Raw genomic sequence first — 17,231 nt, forward strand, 5'->3', positions numbered from 1 at the left:
ATTTTAGTGATGTAATTTGCCTATGAAATCAAAGTTTCGTCACATTGCCTTACTTGGAAAATACCAACTCCCAACCGCGGGCGGCACCAAGCCATCGTCTCGCTTGATCTTGGAGAAGGTGGCTCAGTTTTTACACACCCAAGGCTGTGAAGTCATTTTGGAGCATGACACCGCCGCCAACACCGGCCTGACGGGTTACCCCGTGATGGACGTAGAAGGCATTGGCCGAAGCTGCGATTTGGCACTGGTGGTCGGTGGCGACGGCACGATGTTGGGTTATGGCCGTCAACTGGCGCAATACAACGTGCCTTTGATTGGCATCAACCAAGGCCGATTGGGTTTCATCACCGATATTCCCCTAGAAGATTTTCAAACCACCCTCAAAGCCATGATCCATGGCGAATATGAGGAAGACAAGCGCGTCATGATGCATGCCAAAGTCTGGCGCGATGGCCATTGCGTGTTTGACGCCTTGGCCTTGAACGACGTGGTGGTCAACCGTGGCGCCACCACTGGCATGGTGGAAATGCGCGTCGAAGTCGACGGGCATTTCGTGGCCAACCAGCGCGCAGACGGCTTGATCATCGCCACCCCCACAGGGTCCACAGCGTACGCGTTGTCGGCGGGCGGCCCCCTGATGCACCCGTCTTTACCCGCCTGGGTCATGGTGCCCATCGCGCCACACACCTTGTCAAACCGCCCCATCGTGCTGCCCGACACCGGTGAGGTGGTGATTGATTTGGTGGCTGGCCGCGACGCCAGTGCCAACTTTGACATGCAGTCACTCGCCTCGTTGCTGCTGGGCGACCGCATCACGGTCACGCGCTCTAAGCACTACGCGCGCTTCTTGCATCCACGTGGCTGGAACTACTTTGACACCTTGCGTAAAAAACTCCACTGGAACGAGGGCGTGGCATGAGTTTGCAGCACATCGTCTTGCGTGATTTTGTGATCGTGCGCGAGCTCGATCTGAACCTCTCGCTCGGCTTTACCGCACTCACTGGCGAAACCGGTGCTGGCAAATCGATCTTGATTGATGCCTTGCAACTGGTCATGGGCGCGCGCGCCGATGCGGGGGTGGTGCGCGAAGGGGCCACGCGGGCAGAAATTTGTGCTGAATTTGATGCCACAGCCGATCTGCAGGCTTGGCTCGAAGAAGAAGGTTTTGCAGATGCTGCCGAACAAGGCAGCTTGCTGCTCAAACGCACCATTGACACACAAGGCAAAAGCCGCGCATGGATCAATGGCAGCCCCGCAACGGCCACGCAACTGCGGGCTTTGAGTGACCGCGTGCTCGACATCCATGGGCAACACGCATGGCAAAGCTTGACCCGCCCCGACGCCGTGCGCGGCCTGCTCGATGCCTACGCCGGCGTGAGCCTGCAAGCCTTGAACACAGAATGGACCACATGGCGTCGCGCCACCCAAACGCTCCAAGAAGCGCGCACCGCTCAGGCCACACTCCAAGAAGAACGTGAGCGCTTGTTGTGGCAAATGGCAGAGGTCGACAAACTCGCCCCAGCCACGGACGAATGGGCAGAGCTCAACAGCCAACACACCCGTCTGTCGCATGCACAAGCCCTGATGGATGCCGCACAAAGCGCCATTGCCGCCCTCGAAGATGACGACCAAGGCGCCTTGCGTTTGCTCAGCAAAGCCCAAGACGCCCTGCAAAACCAAGCCGATGTGGCGCCTGAATTTGCGAATTGGGTCGATGTGCTGGCGTCTAGCTTGGCGCAAGCCGGTGACGTGGCCCACTCGCTACACGCCTACCTGAGTCACACCGAACTGGACCCCGAGCGCCTGCAAACACTGGACGATCGCATGGCGCTATGGATGTCGCTGGCTCGCCGTTTTAAGCGCACGCCCCAAGAATTGCCCGCTCTGTACCAAGAGTGGAAAGCACGTCTGTTGCAACTTGATGCGGCCACCGATTTGGCCGCCCTTGAGGCCGCAGAGGCCAAAGCCGCAGCGGCCTACCAAACACAAGCCCGCCTGATTTCGAAAGCACGCACCCAAGCGGCCCCCAAACTTGCCACCGCCATCAGCCAAGCCATGCAAGGTTTGGGCATGCAGGGCGGCCGATTTGAAGTGCAACTCGAGCCCACCGAACAAGCCACCGCCAGCGGTTTAGAAAACGTCAGCTTTTTGGTGGCAGGTCACCACGGCAGCACACCTCGCCCTGTGGGCAAAGTCGCTTCAGGCGGCGAACTGTCGCGCATTGCCTTGGCCATCGCCGTCACCACCAGTCAGCTGGGCACCGCCCAAACCTTGATCTTTGACGAAGTTGACTCCGGCGTGGGTGGTGCCGTGGCCGAAACCGTGGGCCGCTTGATGCAACAGCTGGGGCGTGACCGCCAAGTCATGGCCGTCACCCACTTGCCACAAGTCGCGGCCTGCGCCGATCACCACTGGGTTGTCTCCAAACACAGCGACGCACAAGGCACGGCCAGCCAAGTCACCGCGCTGAACCCCTCGGATCGTGTGGGCGAAATTGCCCGCATGTTGGGCGGTGAAAAAGTATCAGACACCACCTTGGCCCATGCCCGCGAAATGCTCAGCCACACCGCGCCCCCGAAAGCCCACGTATGAAACAAGAATTGGTCCTGATCACCGGCATGTCGGGCTCCGGCAAATCGGTTGCGCTGCATGCCCTCGAAGATGCAGGCTATTACTGTGTGGACAACCTGCCCCCTGAATTGCTGCTGCCTTTTGTACAACTTGAACAGCAGCACAGCGCCAGCAAAATTGCCATCGCGATGGACGTTCGCAGCGCCCAATCGTTGCCGTTGGTGCCTGCACAACTGGCACATTTGCGCGCTTTAGACGTCGATGTGCGCATGCTGTTTTTAGATGCCACCACAGAGATTTTGGTTCACCGCTTTTCGGAAACTCGTCGCCGTCACCCCTTGTCACGCAAAGACGACGAGTTCGTACGCGACCAGCAACGCGATTTGGTTGAAGCGATTGAGTTGGAACGCGAGTTGCTGTCTGAGTTACGCGAAGAGTCGCACATCATCGACACCAGCTTGCTGCGCAGCACCAAACTTCAGAGCTACATCAAATCGCTGATTTCAGCACCTGCCACGCAGCTCACTTTGATGTTTGAGTCGTTTGCCTTCAAGCGTGGCATTCCTGTGCATGCCGACTATGTGTTTGATGTGCGCATGCTGCCCAACCCCCATTACGAAGCGGCACTGAAACCGTTGACGGGTCGTGATGAGCCCGTGGCCGAGTGGCTGGCGGCACAAGCTTCGGTCGAGAAAATGGCCGAGCAAATCAGCCATTTTCTAGAGACGTGGTTGCCTGACTTGAATCACGACCACCGCAGCTACGTCACAGTCGCCATTGGTTGCACAGGTGGGCAACACCGCTCGGTATATTTGGTGGAGTTGTTGAGTCAGCGGTTTGCCAAAAGTTGGATCACGCTCAAGCGCCACCGCGAATTGGATATCACCCCGTAAGCAATTTACGTATGGGCGCGGGCAAGCCCAAAGCTGGCCAATCAGCAGCAGCCACCCAAGCAGCGCCTTTGGCTTCGGCTGAAACAGTGGCAGCGTCAGCCGCCACGACGCGAGAGGTCACGGAGATAGAGACCGGTTTGGGCAACGCCAATCGGACAGGGTGCAAGTGCAAATCTTTGTGCGTCAACACGTGCTTGAACACGGGGCCATCGACCAGCTGCGACCGGTGTGAAGCGGGAACGGCCGCTTGCAACACTTCAAAACTGTCAAACACAGGCAAGCAATACAAGCCCGCCCACACCCCCGTTTGCGGGCGCTGCATCAGCCACGCATCGCCCTGCGCTGTCTGCGCATGCAGCAGCCACAGTTGCTCGGAACTGCGCTTAAGTTTGCGAGTTTTAACGGGATACCGCTCGGGCGTCCCCTCCAAAGCAGCAACGCATTGGGCCTGCACCGGACAACGGTCACATTGTGGTTTTTTAGGCGTGCACACCGTGGCGCCTAAATCCATCACGCCTTGGGTGTAGCGCGGCATGGTCTGGGTCAAGTCGCGCTGAGGCAGCATGGATTGGGCAATTTCCCACAACGCTTTTTCATGGCGCGAAGACGCCAAGTCTTCTTTGAACCCCAAAAATCGCGTCAGCACGCGTTTGACGTTGCCATCCAAAATCGCAATCGGCTCGCTAAAGCACAACGAAGCCACCGCAGCGGCGGTGGATCGACCAATGCCTGGCAGCGTTTGCAGCGTTTCCGAGCTGCGAGGAAAAACACCCCCATGCAAGGCCACCACGTCTTGCGCGGCCCGATGCATATTGCGCGCGCGACTGTAGTAGCCCAAGCCGCTCCACAACCCCATCACCTCGTCTGGATGGGCGGCTGCCAAATCGGCCACCGTAGGAAAGCGCGTCATAAAACGCGCAAAGTAATCCCGTACCGTCACCACTTGCGTTTGCTGCAGCATGATTTCTGACAGCCACACGGCATAGGGGTCTTGGGTGTTTTGCCAAGGTAGATCGTGGCGACCATGTGCCAATTGCCAAGCCACCACCGCTTGGGCAAACGTCTTGGGTTGCATCAAGGTTTTTGGCATACAGGGCAAAAATAGGTGGAGCGCTGACCTTGCTGGATACGACGAATGGGGGTTCCGCAGACGCGGCAGGGTGCGCCAGCTCGGTCATACACATGGGCTTCTAACTGAAAGTACCCCTGCTGACCGTCAGCGCTTGAAAAGTCGCGTAAGGTGCTACCGCCCTTTTGCACGGCACGCGCCAGCACATCAATGATGGCCAAGCGCAGCTTTTCTGCCCGTGGGCGACTGACACGCTCTGCACGCACGGTCGGGCGAATGCCCGCCAAGAACAGGGCCTCAGACGCATAAATATTGCCCACCCCGACCACCAACTCACCACCTAACAGAACTTGTTTGATGGCGGTTTTGCGCTTTTTCAAACCTGCATGAAAGGCATCCAGACCAAAATCACCGTTCAAAGGCTCAACCCCCAAATGTCCCAACAGCTTGACGGCCTCGGGGCTGTGCTCATCTGAGGCATAGACCACCGCACCAAATCGGCGCGGGTCATTCAATCGCAACAAACCTTGGCTGGTGTCTAAGTCGAAATGGTCATGCGCTTGAGGCGGGCTTCGGTCGTCGCTGAAGCGCAAACTGCCCGACATGCCCAAATGCCACAGCAGCAAACCTTGGTCCAAATCAACCAACAAATACTTGCCGCGACGACGCACGCCCAACACCACGCGGCCACGCAAAGACTGCGGACCACAGCCCAACGACCAGCGCAACGGTTTGCCAACGCGCACGCCGGTGATGCGGGCACCGGCAATGCGATCCGCAAAGCTCAAACGGGTAACTTCAACCTCAGGTAATTCAGGCATGGACAGACTCAAAAAAACTGCCGCGATTATGATGCGCCTATGAAATTCCCCTTGTCTGCAGCCCGTCTTTGGGCTTTGCGTGTTGCTCTGTGTGCAAGTGCTTATGCTGCGTTGGCCACAACCAGCCAGGCACAAACCACGCCCGAGGTAGAAAAAATCAACAACTCGGCCATGTCAGGCGAGCTGCTGTATGAAATTTTGCTGGGAGAGCTGAATCTGCGTCAAGGCGAACCCGCAGCGGGCTTTGCTCTGCTGCTGGACGCAGCACGCAAGACCAACGATGTTCAGCTGTACGCACGTGCGGTGGATGTCGCACTGCAAGCCCGCTCAGGCGACGGCGCTCTGATGGCGGCGCGCGCTTGGAGTCAAGCGGCCCCGCAAGACCGAAAGGCCAACGGCCATTTGTTACAAATTTTGATCGCCCTGAATCAGGTGACGGACAGTTTGGGACCGCTGAAAAAAGAACTGAGCTTCACACCTGAATCAGAGCGCAACGCCGTGATCAGCCAGATTCCGCGGCAATACGCACGCGTCAGCGACAAAAAGCAAGCGGCCGACATCGTTCAGCAAGCCCTCGAACCGTACTTGCGTAACAGTGCCACCGCAAGCGAAGCTTGGACCAGCGTAGGTCGCATGCGCCTCGCCCAAGACAACACCGCTGCCGCCCTCGACGCTGCGCGTCAAGGCAGCGCAGCAGACGGCAACGCATTGAGCCCTGCCCTGTTGGCCTTAGAGCTGATGGGGCGTCAAATCAAAGAAGCCGAGCCTCTGGTGATGCAAGCCTTGCGCCGCCAAAACACGCCTGAGTTGGCCATGAGCTACGTGCGCGTGCTGATTGAAATGCAGCGCTACGACAGCGCCAACGAACAACTGCAAACCATCACACAAAAGTTTCCTCAACACGCCGATGCTTGGCTAGTGCTGGGTTCACTTCAATTCGAACAAGGGCAAGACGCATTGGCAGAGCGTTCGCTGTCACGTTATGTGGAGCTAGCAGCCACAGTCAACAACGACAACACGGCGCGCGGCATTGCGCAAGCACAAACGCGTCGTGCCAGCTTACTCGCACGTCAAGGCAAACTCGGCGAAGCGCGTCAGTTGTTGGCGCAATTGCCAGCGCGCAATGCCGACGAACAACGCAGCCGATTACTGGCAGAAGTTCAGTTGCTGCGCGAGCACCGTCAATGGCAAATCGCCTACGATTTGTTAGCTGACGCCAGCGCCAACGATGTCGATTTGTTGTACGAACAAGCCATGTTGGCTGAAAAGCTCAACCGTCTCGACGACATGGAAAAGCTGCTTCGCAACGTGATGCAACTCGATCCGTCGTACCACAACGCTTACAACGCGCTGGGCTTTTCATTGGCCGATCGCAATTTGCGCTTAGATGAAGCCAAGCAACTCATCATCAAAGCCCTGACATTTGTGCCCGATGACCCGTTCATCACAGACAGCTTGGGCTGGGTAGAGTTTCGATTGGGCAACACCTCCGCCGCGCTGACCTATTTGCAAAAAGCCTACAAAGACCGCACAGACCCAGAAATTGCCGCACATTTGGGCGAAGTACTGTGGCACCTTCAACGCACCGACGATGCCCGCAAAGTGTGGCGCGAAGCACTTGACGTTGCGCCCAACAACGAGACTTTGCAAGAAACTTTGCAACGCCTCAAACCCGCGCTTTAAGCCATGCAGTTTGGCGGCTGTGATGTCTGGCGACTTGGGCCTGTGGTGATCGGGGCAACATTGGCACTGGCTGGTTGCGCCTCTCCCAACATGCCAGCCATGCAAGCCAACACCGTTTTGAGCGAGATTCAAGCCAATGCACCTGAATGGCAAGGACGGCTGAGCTTGCGCATCCAGAGTGAACCTGCCACATCCATAAGCGCTGGTTTTTTGCTATGCGGTGAGGCCACCCACGGACGCTTAGATTTGTACTCACCCTTAGGCACCACCTTGGCGGCACTGCGTTGGTCACCCGACAACGTGCAATTGCAACAAGGTGGCCAACTGCAACGGTTTGAGTCATTGGACGAACTGACCGAACAAGCGACTGGGGCCGCACTTCCCGTGAGTGCCCTGTTTGACTGGCTCCATGGCGTGCCCAGTCTCGCACCAGGTTGGCAAGCAGACCTCTCGCAATTGCCCCAAGGCCTGCTCATCGCACAGCGCATCACGCCCAACCCCACCGTGCATCTGCGCATCAAACTCGATTAAGCACTCACACACCATGCGCGCGCTGACCCATGTTTTGGCTCCTGCCAAATTGAATTTGTTTTTACACATCACGGGCCAGCGCCCGGATGGCTACCACTTGCTGCAATCGGTGTTCATGCTGATCGACTGGTGCGACACCCTGCACTTTGATCTGAGAGACAACGGACAAATTAGCCGTGAAGACTTGACGACCCAACTACCTGCGGACGACTTGATCATTCGAGCAGCCAAAGCGTTACAAATCGCCAGCGGTACGCGATTAGGCGCGCACATCGCCATTGAAAAAAGCATTCCTGCGCAAGCGGGGATGGGCGGCGGGTCATCAGATGCGGCCAGCACGTTACTTGCACTCAATCGCCTCTGGAACTTGAATTGGCCGCTGTCGCAGCTAATGCCCATTGGTTTACGCTTGGGCGCCGATGTACCTTTCTTTTTGCAAGGTCACAACGCTTGGGTAGAAGGCATTGGTGAAAAAATCACGGCCATTGAACTGCCATCGGCTCAATTTGTTGTGATCAAACCGCATGCTGGATTGAACACCGAAAGAATTTTTCGCGATCCAAATTTGAAAAGGGACTCAGAAACTGCTATACTGCCGGTCTTCGCTGTTCATCCTTTCGACTTCGGTAGAAACGATTTGCAGCCAGTTGCTCAGGCGCTGTGTCCCGAAATTGATGAAGCCATTCAATGGCTCGCCTCCTTCGGTTTAAGTCCACGCATGACAGGATCTGGCAGTGCAGTTTTTGCGCAAATGCCCAGTGATGTGTTGATAGAATCAGCACCGCACAATTGGCAAATGCGGGTGTGCAGCAATATGATGGTTCATCCCTTGGCTGGATGGGTTATCAGAGAAAGTTAACGGTTAGCAGCTGCAAAGCTGTTGACCTGTGTAGGGGAGTCGCCAAGTTGGTTAAGGCACTGGATTTTGATTCCAGCATGCGAAGGTTCGAGTCCTTCTTCCCCTGCCAAAATTTATGTTTCTATTCGACGGCATGTTGGCGTCATTGGTCCTGAAGCGAAAGTCACTCCGTCATCATGTCCACCCCTACCCCAGACTTCATGATTTTTACCGGCAACGCCAATCCTGCGATGGCTGCCGAAATTGCCACGCATCTTGGCATTGAAGTGGGTGCGGCCCACGTTGGACGCTTCTCTGACGGTGAAGTGACGGTCGAAATCAACCAAAACGTTCGCGCTCGTGACGTGTTCGTGGTGCAAAGTACTTGCGCCCCCACCAACGAAAGCTTGATGGAACTGCTGATCATGGTTGACGCATTGAAGCGCGCCTCGGCAGAACGCATCAGTGCCGTGATTCCTTACTTCGGTTATGCCCGCCAAGATCGCCGCCCACGTTCAAGCCGTGTGCCAATCTCTGCCAAACTGGTGGCTGACCTGCTGCAAACCGCTGGCGTGGCACGCGTATTGACCATGGATTTGCACGCTGATCAAATTCAAGGCTTCTTCGACATTCCGGTCGACAATATTTACGCCTCGCCTGTGTTGCTGGGCGACTTGCGTCAAAAGAATTACGAAGACCTGATCGTGGTGTCCCCCGACGTGGGTGGTGTGGTCCGTGCTCGCGCCTTGGCCAAACAACTCGGTTGCGATCTGGCCATCATCGACAAGCGCCGCCCCAAAGCGAACGTGTCTGAAGTCATGAACGTGATTGGTGACATCGATGGCCGCAATTGCGTCATCATGGACGACATGATCGACACTGCGGGCACCTTGGTGAAAGCCGCCGAAGTCCTCAAAGCACGTGGCGCAAAAAAAGTTTACGCCTACTGCACACACCCTATTTTTTCAGGTCCTGCCATCGAACGTATTGCCCAAGGCGATGCACTTGACGAAGTGGTTGTGACCAACACCATCCCGCTCAGCGAAGCTGGGAAGGCTTGCAAAAAAATTCGCCAACTCACCGTGGCTCCGCTGATCGCTGAGACGATTCAGCGCATCGCCAAAGGTGAGTCGGTCATGAGCTTGTTCTCCGATCAAGACCAGCTGTTCTAAACAGCTCGTTTCATCGTCGAACATCAACCTGGGCTGCTTCGGCAGCCTTTTTTTAAACGAGAGCCACACTGGTCGCGGTGGGTTCCTACAGGAGTTAATTATGAAATTTGTCGCTTTTGAGCGCGCTAAGCAGGGAACGGGTGCGAGCCGCCGTCTGCGTATAACAGGTCGTACACCAGGCATCGTCTATGGTGGCGCTACTGAAGCTTCGTTGATCGAAATCGATCACAACGCTTTGTGGCATGCCCTGAAAAAAGAAGCTTTCCACGCTTCTGTGTTGCAAATGGAAATCGACGGCAAGAGCACTGAAGTGTTGTTGCGCGACGTGCAATACCACCCCTTCAAACAACTCGTCTTGCACATCGACTTCCAACGCATCGATGCCAACACCAAGATGAAGAAAAAAGTGCCTTTGCACTACTCAGGTGAAGAGAACTCGCCAGCTGTGAAAGCTGACCAGTGCTTGATCAACCACATCGCCACTGAATTGGAAATCTCTTGCATGCCAAAAGATTTGCCAGAGTTCATCGCTGTGGACTTGAGCAACTTGACCAAAGGTCACTCTTTGCACGCCAAAGACATCACCCTGCCCGCAGGCGTGACAGTTGTGGCGCCTGGCAGCTCCAACCCCGTGTTGGTGGCTGTGGTGGCAACAAAGGCCGAGGCACCTACACCTCAAGAAGCCGCCGCTGCTGCTGGCGACAACAAAAAGAAGAAGTAATCTCTCTTTGAGCGTTTGCTTTGAACGGCCCACTTCGGTGGGCCGTTTTGCTTGTGGGCTCCTGAACAAGGCTTGCCACACCCACTCACGGATAATTCGCACATGATTAAGCTGCTTGTTGGCCTTGGAAATCCAGGCTCAGACTATGAATCGACACGCCACAACGCTGGCTTTTGGTGGATCGACACCATCGCTCGGGACCTCAAAGTTCAATTGCAGCCTGACCGTGCATACCACGGCTTGGTGGCACGCACGACTGTCAAAGGGCAAAACGTGTGGTTGTTGCAGCCACAAACCTTCATGAACTTGTCAGGCAAATCCGTTGCCGCTTTAGCTCGGTTTTTCAAAATTCAACCCGATGAAATTTTGGTCATCCATGATGAGTTGGACATTCCACCTGGCGAAGCCAAACTCAAACTCGGGGGCAGCCACGCCGGACACAATGGCCTGCGCGACATTCATGCACAACTCGGCACCGACCAATACTGGCGACTGCGTATCGGAATTGGCCACCCAGGCCATAAGTCTGAAGTCGCGAATTGGGTTTTGAAAAAACCAGCGCCAGACCAACGCAGTGCCATTGAAGACTGTGTGTCACGTACCAGCTTGGCTTTGCCTCATTTGCTCTCGGGCGATATGGTCAAAGCCACACAAATGATTCACACCGCGAAGCCTCCTCGGCCCAAACCCCCTAGGCCGGCGAACTTAGCCGCCAAAGAGGAGTCTGGCCATGCCACAACAACCGTACCCACGCACGACGGCGAGACAAAACCAGACATGCGTTGAGCACAGGCTGGCGTCTTGCGCATGGGTCTTCGTCCTGATGGCGTCAGCGGCGGCAGCCCAAACGGTGTACCGCTGCGGCGACCAATACAGCGCCAACCCCTCATGCAACGGTGCGGCCATCCCCTCGATTTCGGATGCCCGCAATGCACGACAAGCTCAAACCCAAACAATGCAGACCGTGCAAGCGCAACAACAAGCCGATGCCTTAGAGAAAAATCGACTCAAGGCAGAGCAACAAACCCAACGCAATGCGGCCGTCATGCCCACCTACAACCGTGATGCCATGTTCAGCAGCACCGTCGACAGTGCGCCCCCCATGCCGCCGTCTCATGGGAAACACCGAAAAGTTGCCAGCCCTTACTTCACGGCCAAAGACAGCACGCCGAAGTCGCCTCAGAAAAAAGCCGAAAAAAATGGCGCTAGCCCGAAAGCTGCGCCCTAGCTTTGGCGTCAAGCGTTCATGAACTCTGTTGCTGTAACAGGCGAAATTTCGCCATCAAGGCATCGCGCCCTTCTAAGCGTTGTGGATTCACAGGGATACACGCCACAGGACAAACTTGCACGCATTGCGGCTCGTCAAAATGCCCCACGCACTCGGTGCATTTGTCGGGGTTAATTTCGTAAATTTCGGGGCCTAAGAAGATCGCTTCATTGGGACACTCGGGCTCACACACATCGCAGTTGATGCATTCATCGGTGATCATCAAGGCCATAAAAAATCCGCAAATTCAAAGATAAAGAACGATTATCCCTGCCAGCAACACCCGCACACGCCGTGCGGTTGCTTTCATGACTTGGCGTCTGCGGGTCGGGAGGCCGCGGCTGTTTGGCGGTAGTGCGGTTGAGGCGGCATGTCCGCCAAATGCGATGTATCGGCCCAATCCAAAATATGCAAAGTGGCGTCACGCCAAGCCACCTGACTCAAGCCAGCATTGGGGATCTCGCAAGCACGGGGGCCATGCAACGACAAGGCTTGCGCATGGCGCCAAATCATGTCCAGCACGCCACCGTGGGTAACCACCACCAAACGCTCGCCAGCGTGCTGCTTTGCCAATTGCGCCATGGCTGCCATCACACGGTCGTAGAACACTTGGGTGCTCTCGGCGCCTTCCACGGCGTAGTGCGCATCAAATTTCAACCAGTGCTGCCACGCATCAGGATGCTGAGCCTGAATATCCGCAGCACGCAAGCCCTCAAACACGCCAAAACATTGCTCCCGCAAGCCCGTCTCGGTCGCACACGGTTGCCCCAAAGCTTGGGCCACCGCTTGGGCCGTTTGCTGGGCGCGCACCAAGTCGCTGCTGATCAAACGCGTAGGCACACGGCCTTCCATACGCCAACCGGCCAACGCCTCATCAAAACGTTGCTGCAAGCGCTGTGCTTGCAACAAGCCGATGTCGTTCAACGGCACATCAATTTGACCTTGGAAGCGCAGTTCACGGTTCCAATCCGTCTCGCCATGGCGGATGAGCAAAAACTCGGCCATGTGGGCATCAAGCCGCGGCTGCTTTTTTGGCCATCAAGCGCTCATAAACGCCTGGCGACACCAAATTACGACCATCGCCCTCACCGCCCAACATCGAAATTTCACGCACAAACGTGCTGGAAATGAATTGGTACTCCGCGCTCGGTGTGAGAAACACGGTTTCCACATCAGGCATGAGCTGGCGGTTCATGCCCGCGAGTTGGAACTCGTAATCGAAGTCCGTCACCGCGCGCACACCGCGCACCATGACTTTGGCGTGATGCAAGCGGGCAAAGTCGCGCACCAAGCCTGTGAAGGGCACCACTTCGATTTGTGGGTGCGCCGCCATGGCTTGACGCGCCATGTCCATGCGTTCATCCAAAGTGAACAAGGTTTTCTTGTGATGCGCCGTGGCCACGGCCAAGATCACCTTGTCAAACATAGCAGCAGCACGCAACAAAATGTCTTCATGACCCAAGCTGATTGGGTCAAACGTACCTGGATAAATGGCAATCACGGACTTGGACATGGATGCTCCTGTCAATCTAGAACGGTAAAAAGTTAGGCAACGCGACGCAACAAGTGCGCATGAACTGCACCGGCCTTCAAATGGCGATGCTGCATCAACCCAAAGGGTGCCAATGCCTCGTCGGTCCACACAACAGGGGCTTCCAGATACACCCAGCCCTCGGTTTTGACGGCTTTGGCTGCCGCCTGCAAAGCGGGCTCAAACAAGGCACTGTCAAACGGGGGGTCTAAAAAGACCAAGTCCACGCTAGACGGCATGAGTTGTTTAAGGCACGCCACGCCATCGGTGCGCTGCACATGCACAGTCGTGGCTTTCAGGCGCGCCACCTGTTTGTTCAATTGCTCGACCAAGGCTGGGTCAACCTCGCACAGCAACACATGCGCCGCATCGCGGGAGGCTGCCTCTAGGCCCAATGCGCCCGTGCCCGCAAACGGATCCACACAACGCCAACCGAACAAGGACTGCCCCAGCCAGTTGAACAAGGTTTCCCGCACCCGATCGGGTGTGGGACGCAAACCCGGTTTCAAGGCAACGGGCAATTTGGTACGGCGCCATTGGCCGCCAATGATGCGAACTTCGCCTGCGCCTTTGTGGGGCTTGGCAGGTTTTTGGGGGGGAGGTGTCATGGGTTTCATAGAATGGCTTGATTCTAGAAACCTCCGCACATGTTTAGCTTTTTCAAGAAAAAAATCTCCCCCCCTGTTGAGACAACGCCAACAGCGTCAATCCCCGAGGCGCCCGCCCCGAGCGCGGCCATCGCAGAACCCGCAGAGCGGCCACGTCAAAGTTGGCTCAAGCGTCTTGGGGCGGGACTGCGTCGCACGGGCCAGAGCATCAGCACGGTGTTCACGGGCACCCAAATTGACGATGCACTGTACGAAGAGCTAGAAACAGCGCTGCTCATGGCCGATACGGGCGTGCAAGCCACCGAATACCTGCTGGCCGATTTGAAACAACGCGTCAAAGACACGCACACCACGGAGCCCTCTGCCGTCAAGGCGCTGTTGGCGGCCAGCATTGCGCAGCTGCTCAAACCACTGGAAAAGCAACTCACCATTGGTGCGCACAAGCCCACCGTGATCATGGTCGCGGGCGTCAACGGCGCGGGCAAAACCACATCCATCGGCAAACTGACCCGCCACCTCAGTGACAGCGGTGCCTCGGTGCTGCTGGCCGCTGCTGACACCTTCCGAGCGGCTGCCAAAGAGCAGCTCGCGGTATGGGCCAACCGCAACACGGTCGAAATCGTCAGCCAAGAAGGCGGCGACCCTGCCGCTGTCAGTTTTGATGCCGTCACCGCTGGACGTGCACGCGGCAAAGACGTGGTGTTGGTCGACACTGCGGGCCGCTTGCCTACCCAACTGCATTTGATGGAAGAATTGAAAAAAATCAAACGCGTGGTCCAAAAGGCAGAAGCCAGTGCCCCCCACGAGGTGTTGTTGGTGATTGACGGCAACACCGGACAAAACGCCTTGACACAAGTCAAAGCGTTTGACGACACCTTGGGCCTCACCGGTCTGATCGTCACCAAACTCGACGGTACAGCCAAGGGTGGCGTGTTGGCAGCCATTGCCTTGTGGGGCCAAAGTCGCGCTGCCAACGGTGGCTCAGTCGTGCCGGTCTATTTCATCGGCGTCGGTGAATCTGTGGAAGACTTAGAAACCTTCAGTGCCCAAGAATTTGCCGAGGCTTTGCTCGATTAGACCCACCCACAATGCAAGGAGCCTGCGCATGAACGTCACCGATCCCCTCCAAGACCCCGCGACAGGCGATGCCCCCGAGCGACGCATTGACACCTTGATCGCGCACTACGCCCAAAGCCATCAAAACGCCACGAACGAAGCGCTGCATTGCATCTGCGTGCCATTGATCATGTTCAGCTTGGTAGGCTTGATTTATACCTTGCATCCTCTGGCGGCCTTGGCATTTCTCAGCGCCAGCATGGTGTACTACCTGCGCTTATCTGCACGAGCTGCTGTGCTGATGTCAGTTTGGAGTTCGCTGCTGTGGATGCTCATCACGTCTTTGCAGGCACACCAATTGGCGATTTACACCACGATCTTTGTTGTGGCGTGGATTGGGCAATTCATCGGACACAAGTTAGAAGGCAAAAAGCCGTCTTTCTTTGAAGACCTGCAATACCTCTGGGTGGGTCCGTTGTTTGTGGCGCAAGTGCTGTTGCGCCGCTTGGGTTGGCACTGGTAAAAGCCACCGCACCTGGGCCCATAAAAAAAGCCCGCTGTTGCACTGCAACAGCGGGCTTTGTCATTCAAGGCATGACTTATTTTTGCGTCATGTTGCCTCGGAATTGGCCACCGCGTTGGATTTCCAACTCGTGGTACTCCAAGGTGCCCGACACTTTGCCTGTGCTGTGAATCAACAAATGCTCTTTGCAAATGATGTCTTCGTTGAGCTCGCCATGCACATCGATCTCGCGTGCGCGCACGGTGCCGGTCACTTGGCCCTTGTTACCGATCAACAAGTCATCCGCGATGAGTTCGCCGGTCACATTGCCGTTGATCACAGCCTTGCCTGGGGCGGCGATAGAGCCCTTGAATGTGACGCCCTCACCAATCACGAGGTTGTTGTTGTTGGGGTTGATATCAGCCATGCGTGTCCTTTGGATTCTGAGTTGATCTTCAATAAAGATGGATGAATTCTAGAGCCACACACCCCAGATCGATCCAAAGATGTCCACAAGATAACAAATGGCACGGGTATCAGCAAAACCACGAGACATGGCATGCGTATGCCATCACGACCCCACCTCATTTGCATAGATATTGAATAGGTTAATTTCAAATTAATAGTTAAAACATAGACAAATAACCATTCAAAACGGATAATCCTACGCAACACATGAGAAAACAGCCATGATTTCCAACAAAACAGATTTCGCATTGAAAACCGTACTGGCCATCGCCAGCCAACCCGCAGGCCGGCCTCTGACGACCAAGGCCATGTCGGAGCGACTCAACCTGTCGGTCTCTTACTTAGAAAGCATTTTGAAAGCACTCAAAGCCCATGATCTGATTCGTTCAGGCAAAGGCCCAGGTGGCGGCTATCAAATGAATGCCGATCCGTCCTTTGTCACGGTGTGGGACATTGCCAAGATTTTTGAAACGCCCCTGACCCCCAGCACGGCCAACCCACACGAAGGCGCATTGGTCAGCACTGACTTTGAACTGGGATTGCAACAGGTCATTGAGCAGCACCTGACTGCCACCACCTTGGCCGAGTTGGTCGATGTGCGTGATTGGGACGTACCGACAAACAGCACCTCGAACAATCGCTTCAAATTCAAGCCCTTGCCAGAGATGTTCATTCCCCGCGCCCCTAACTCCGTGTTTCAGCTGTCCATGCGCTGCTGAACATGGCCTGCCGGCTAAGCGTCTTCCCTTTGAAACGCACCGGCCAGACACGTCAACACCAACGTATCCCGATGGCCACTCGGCGCCAAGGGTTGGATAGGCGTGGTTTCATGAATCACGCGTGCGTCATCTAACAAGAGCAAAGACCAAGGCTCCGTCAACGTGAAGCGCTGCCCACCTGGGCCATTGGCTTCAAACACACGCGTCTCACCACCTTTGATCCCCGTGCGGTTGACCATGAACACGCCCACCAAATCCACCCCATCGCGATGCGCGCCCTCTGGCGTGGGACGCCCAATGCCATCGGTCGTGTCAATCCGGAATTGATGCGCTTCGATGCAACCCTTGGCAGGGCTTGCGTCGGGATGTTTAAACCCCCGCAGGGCTTGCGCCGTTTGCCCGAAAGCACACAACAGCTGCTGCCACACAGGCCGAGCGACGATGTCGGCCCGCATGGGTTCGAACCAACGCTGCATACCCCCGTGCAAAGCGTTGTAATCCAACGATTGCCAATGTGCCCGATGCGGCACCTGCGTCACAACGCCGCCCTCGTACTCAAAGCATGAATGACGGCGGCGACGGTAATGACCGCCGTCTTTCAAGTAAAGATCAGGTGGCATGTCATTCCAGTCACTGCACAACGCGTTCAACTCAGCCAAGCTGCAATGCACCCAACGCGCCACGTCTTGCGCCCCCAACACGGCATAGCCTTTGGCTTGCAACTCAGGCAGCATCTGTTCCAGCACGACAACAGGGGGTAAAAATTGAGATTCAGACATAG

The 17,231-nt window shown here is 56.1% G+C and carries 21 protein-coding genes and 1 tRNA gene; 14 read left to right on the top strand and 8 right to left on the bottom strand.

From position 1 onward, the window contains the following. Positions 1–22 precede the first annotated feature (22 nt). From RMS95_RS04090 to rapZ, 3 genes are read left to right on the top strand one after another with little or no spacing between them, the layout of a single operon-like run. Positions 23–919 (top strand): NAD kinase, encoded by an 897-nt coding sequence (locus RMS95_RS04090; protein WP_310643821.1) that lies wholly within the window; start codon positions 23–25, stop codon positions 917–919. Then, positions 916–2,592, top strand: coding sequence for a DNA repair protein RecN (gene recN / locus RMS95_RS04095; protein ID WP_310643822.1), 1,677 nt, complete (start codon positions 916–918; stop codon positions 2,590–2,592). The genes RMS95_RS04090 and recN overlap by 4 nt, the downstream gene beginning before the upstream one ends. After that, positions 2,589–3,464: an RNase adapter RapZ gene (gene rapZ / locus RMS95_RS04100; protein ID WP_310643825.1), complete on the top strand. Its 876-nt coding sequence runs from the start codon at positions 2,589–2,591 to the stop codon at positions 3,462–3,464. The genes recN and rapZ overlap by 4 nt, the downstream gene beginning before the upstream one ends. Here rapZ and mutY read toward each other — a convergent pair. Then, positions 3,454–4,554, bottom strand: a complete 1,101-nt coding sequence (gene mutY / locus RMS95_RS04105; protein ID WP_310643827.1) for an A/G-specific adenine glycosylase — start codon at positions 4,552–4,554, stop codon at positions 3,454–3,456. The two genes, rapZ and mutY, sit on opposite strands and share 11 nt — an antisense overlap. Further along, positions 4,539–5,354, bottom strand: coding sequence for a bifunctional DNA-formamidopyrimidine glycosylase/DNA-(apurinic or apyrimidinic site) lyase (gene mutM, locus RMS95_RS04110; protein ID WP_310643829.1), 816 nt, complete (start codon positions 5,352–5,354; stop codon positions 4,539–4,541). Before mutM ends, mutY begins: the two co-directional genes overlap by 16 nt. A gap of 39 nt (positions 5,355–5,393) precedes the next feature. Between mutM and RMS95_RS04115 the strand changes: the two genes are divergently transcribed. The 8 genes from RMS95_RS04115 to RMS95_RS04150 all read left to right on the top strand — a co-directional run bounded on the left by RMS95_RS04115 (position 5,394) and on the right by RMS95_RS04150 (position 11,527). Next, complete coding sequence (locus RMS95_RS04115; protein WP_310643831.1) at positions 5,394–7,037, top strand: tetratricopeptide repeat protein; 1,644 nt, start codon at positions 5,394–5,396, stop codon at positions 7,035–7,037. Positions 7,038–7,040: 3 nt separating this feature from the next. Further along, positions 7,041–7,568, top strand: coding sequence for a lipoprotein insertase outer membrane protein LolB (locus RMS95_RS04120; protein WP_310643832.1), 528 nt, complete (start codon positions 7,041–7,043; stop codon positions 7,566–7,568). Positions 7,569–7,581: 13 nt separating this feature from the next. Continuing rightward, the gene (gene ispE, locus RMS95_RS04125) at positions 7,582–8,427 is read left to right on the top strand and encodes a 4-(cytidine 5'-diphospho)-2-C-methyl-D-erythritol kinase (protein ID WP_310643834.1); all 846 of its coding nucleotides are present in this window, start codon (positions 7,582–7,584) and stop codon (positions 8,425–8,427) included. Between the two features lie 32 nt (positions 8,428–8,459). Then, a tRNA-Gln gene (locus tag RMS95_RS04130) sits at positions 8,460–8,536 on the top strand. A 67-nt stretch (positions 8,537–8,603) separates the two neighbouring features. Continuing rightward, the gene (locus RMS95_RS04135) at positions 8,604–9,578 is read left to right on the top strand and encodes a ribose-phosphate pyrophosphokinase (RefSeq protein ID WP_104798884.1); all 975 of its coding nucleotides are present in this window, start codon (positions 8,604–8,606) and stop codon (positions 9,576–9,578) included. 100 nt (positions 9,579–9,678) lie between these two features. Beyond that, the gene (locus tag RMS95_RS04140; protein WP_104798883.1) at positions 9,679–10,299 is read left to right on the top strand and encodes a 50S ribosomal protein L25/general stress protein Ctc; all 621 of its coding nucleotides are present in this window, start codon (positions 9,679–9,681) and stop codon (positions 10,297–10,299) included. 102 nt (positions 10,300–10,401) lie between these two features. Then, the gene (gene pth, locus RMS95_RS04145) at positions 10,402–11,085 is read left to right on the top strand and encodes an aminoacyl-tRNA hydrolase (protein WP_310643836.1); all 684 of its coding nucleotides are present in this window, start codon (positions 10,402–10,404) and stop codon (positions 11,083–11,085) included. Positions 11,086–11,122: 37 nt separating this feature from the next. Further along, positions 11,123–11,527 carry a hypothetical protein gene (locus RMS95_RS04150; RefSeq protein ID WP_310643838.1) on the top strand — a complete coding sequence of 135 codons (405 nt, stop codon included), beginning with the start codon at positions 11,123–11,125 and terminating at the stop codon, positions 11,525–11,527. 16 nt (positions 11,528–11,543) lie between these two features. Here RMS95_RS04150 and RMS95_RS04155 read toward each other — a convergent pair whose 3' ends face one another. The 4 genes from RMS95_RS04155 to rsmD form a co-directional block, all read right to left on the bottom strand. After that, the gene (locus tag RMS95_RS04155) at positions 11,544–11,798 is read right to left on the bottom strand and encodes a YfhL family 4Fe-4S dicluster ferredoxin (protein ID WP_310643839.1); all 255 of its coding nucleotides are present in this window, start codon (positions 11,796–11,798) and stop codon (positions 11,544–11,546) included. A gap of 74 nt (positions 11,799–11,872) precedes the next feature. Next, positions 11,873–12,571, bottom strand: a complete 699-nt coding sequence (locus tag RMS95_RS04160) for a histidine phosphatase family protein (protein ID WP_310643841.1) — start codon at positions 12,569–12,571, stop codon at positions 11,873–11,875. Between the two features lie 7 nt (positions 12,572–12,578). Continuing rightward, positions 12,579–13,079 carry a pantetheine-phosphate adenylyltransferase gene (gene coaD / locus RMS95_RS04165; protein WP_310643843.1) on the bottom strand — a complete coding sequence of 167 codons (501 nt, stop codon included), beginning with the start codon at positions 13,077–13,079 and terminating at the stop codon, positions 12,579–12,581. Between the two features lie 32 nt (positions 13,080–13,111). After that, positions 13,112–13,705: a 16S rRNA (guanine(966)-N(2))-methyltransferase RsmD gene (gene rsmD, locus RMS95_RS04170; protein ID WP_310643845.1), complete on the bottom strand. Its 594-nt coding sequence runs from the start codon at positions 13,703–13,705 to the stop codon at positions 13,112–13,114. Between the two features lie 39 nt (positions 13,706–13,744). Here rsmD and ftsY point away from each other — a divergent pair, with 39 nt between their 5' ends. Beyond that, the gene (ftsY, locus tag RMS95_RS04175) at positions 13,745–14,782 is read left to right on the top strand and encodes a signal recognition particle-docking protein FtsY (protein WP_310643847.1); all 1,038 of its coding nucleotides are present in this window, start codon (positions 13,745–13,747) and stop codon (positions 14,780–14,782) included. Between the two features lie 28 nt (positions 14,783–14,810). After that, the gene (locus RMS95_RS04180) at positions 14,811–15,284 is read left to right on the top strand and encodes an Mpo1-like protein (protein WP_310643849.1); all 474 of its coding nucleotides are present in this window, start codon (positions 14,811–14,813) and stop codon (positions 15,282–15,284) included. A gap of 76 nt (positions 15,285–15,360) precedes the next feature. On the opposite strand, the gene RMS95_RS04185 is transcribed toward RMS95_RS04180, so the two are convergent. Beyond that, positions 15,361–15,690, bottom strand: coding sequence for a polymer-forming cytoskeletal protein (locus RMS95_RS04185; protein ID WP_104798874.1), 330 nt, complete (start codon positions 15,688–15,690; stop codon positions 15,361–15,363). A 262-nt stretch (positions 15,691–15,952) separates the two neighbouring features. Between RMS95_RS04185 and RMS95_RS04190 the strand changes: the two genes are divergently transcribed. Then, entirely contained in the window at positions 15,953–16,450 is a 498-nt protein-coding gene (locus tag RMS95_RS04190; RefSeq protein ID WP_310643851.1) for an Rrf2 family transcriptional regulator, read from the top strand. Positions 16,451–16,464: 14 nt separating this feature from the next. On the opposite strand, the gene RMS95_RS04195 is transcribed toward RMS95_RS04190, so the two are convergent. Beyond that, complete coding sequence (locus RMS95_RS04195) at positions 16,465–17,229, bottom strand: 2OG-Fe dioxygenase family protein (RefSeq protein WP_310643853.1); 765 nt, start codon at positions 17,227–17,229, stop codon at positions 16,465–16,467. Positions 17,230–17,231: the final 2 nt, after the last annotated feature.

Source organism: Limnohabitans sp. (assembly GCF_031539175.1).
Classification (GTDB): Bacteria; Pseudomonadota; Gammaproteobacteria; order Burkholderiales; family Burkholderiaceae_C; genus Limnohabitans.

What these genes read in the sequence shown, in the direction of transcription:
- RMS95_RS04180 (WP_310643849.1), top strand. Translation starts at nt 14,811, where the DNA reads ATGAACGTCACCGATCCCCTCCAAGACCCCGCGACAGGCGATGCCCCC.
- mutM (WP_310643829.1), bottom strand. Translation starts at nt 5,354, where the DNA reads ATGCCTGAATTACCTGAGGTTGAAGTTACCCGTTTGAGCTTTGCGGAT.
- mutY (WP_310643827.1), bottom strand. Translation starts at nt 4,554, where the DNA reads ATGCCAAAAACCTTGATGCAACCCAAGACGTTTGCCCAAGCGGTGGTG.
- RMS95_RS04120 (WP_310643832.1), top strand. Translation starts at nt 7,041, where the DNA reads ATGCAGTTTGGCGGCTGTGATGTCTGGCGACTTGGGCCTGTGGTGATC.
- RMS95_RS04190 (WP_310643851.1), top strand. Translation starts at nt 15,953, where the DNA reads ATGATTTCCAACAAAACAGATTTCGCATTGAAAACCGTACTGGCCATC.
- ftsY (WP_310643847.1), top strand. Translation starts at nt 13,745, where the DNA reads ATGTTTAGCTTTTTCAAGAAAAAAATCTCCCCCCCTGTTGAGACAACG.
- RMS95_RS04135 (WP_104798884.1), top strand. Translation starts at nt 8,604, where the DNA reads ATGTCCACCCCTACCCCAGACTTCATGATTTTTACCGGCAACGCCAAT.
- RMS95_RS04115 (WP_310643831.1), top strand. Translation starts at nt 5,394, where the DNA reads ATGAAATTCCCCTTGTCTGCAGCCCGTCTTTGGGCTTTGCGTGTTGCT.
- rsmD (WP_310643845.1), bottom strand. Translation starts at nt 13,705, where the DNA reads ATGACACCTCCCCCCCAAAAACCTGCCAAGCCCCACAAAGGCGCAGGC.
- rapZ (WP_310643825.1), top strand. Translation starts at nt 2,589, where the DNA reads ATGAAACAAGAATTGGTCCTGATCACCGGCATGTCGGGCTCCGGCAAA.
- RMS95_RS04140 (WP_104798883.1), top strand. Translation starts at nt 9,679, where the DNA reads ATGAAATTTGTCGCTTTTGAGCGCGCTAAGCAGGGAACGGGTGCGAGC.
- RMS95_RS04195 (WP_310643853.1), bottom strand. Translation starts at nt 17,229, where the DNA reads ATGTCTGAATCTCAATTTTTACCCCCTGTTGTCGTGCTGGAACAGATG.
- pth (WP_310643836.1), top strand. Translation starts at nt 10,402, where the DNA reads ATGATTAAGCTGCTTGTTGGCCTTGGAAATCCAGGCTCAGACTATGAA.
- RMS95_RS04185 (WP_104798874.1), bottom strand. Translation starts at nt 15,690, where the DNA reads ATGGCTGATATCAACCCCAACAACAACAACCTCGTGATTGGTGAGGGC.
- RMS95_RS04090 (WP_310643821.1), top strand. Translation starts at nt 23, where the DNA reads ATGAAATCAAAGTTTCGTCACATTGCCTTACTTGGAAAATACCAACTC.
- RMS95_RS04150 (WP_310643838.1), top strand. Translation starts at nt 11,123, where the DNA reads ATGGCGTCAGCGGCGGCAGCCCAAACGGTGTACCGCTGCGGCGACCAA.
- recN (WP_310643822.1), top strand. Translation starts at nt 916, where the DNA reads ATGAGTTTGCAGCACATCGTCTTGCGTGATTTTGTGATCGTGCGCGAG.
- RMS95_RS04160 (WP_310643841.1), bottom strand. Translation starts at nt 12,571, where the DNA reads ATGGCCGAGTTTTTGCTCATCCGCCATGGCGAGACGGATTGGAACCGT.
- coaD (WP_310643843.1), bottom strand. Translation starts at nt 13,079, where the DNA reads ATGTCCAAGTCCGTGATTGCCATTTATCCAGGTACGTTTGACCCAATC.
- RMS95_RS04155 (WP_310643839.1), bottom strand. Translation starts at nt 11,798, where the DNA reads ATGGCCTTGATGATCACCGATGAATGCATCAACTGCGATGTGTGTGAG.
- ispE (WP_310643834.1), top strand. Translation starts at nt 7,582, where the DNA reads ATGCGCGCGCTGACCCATGTTTTGGCTCCTGCCAAATTGAATTTGTTT.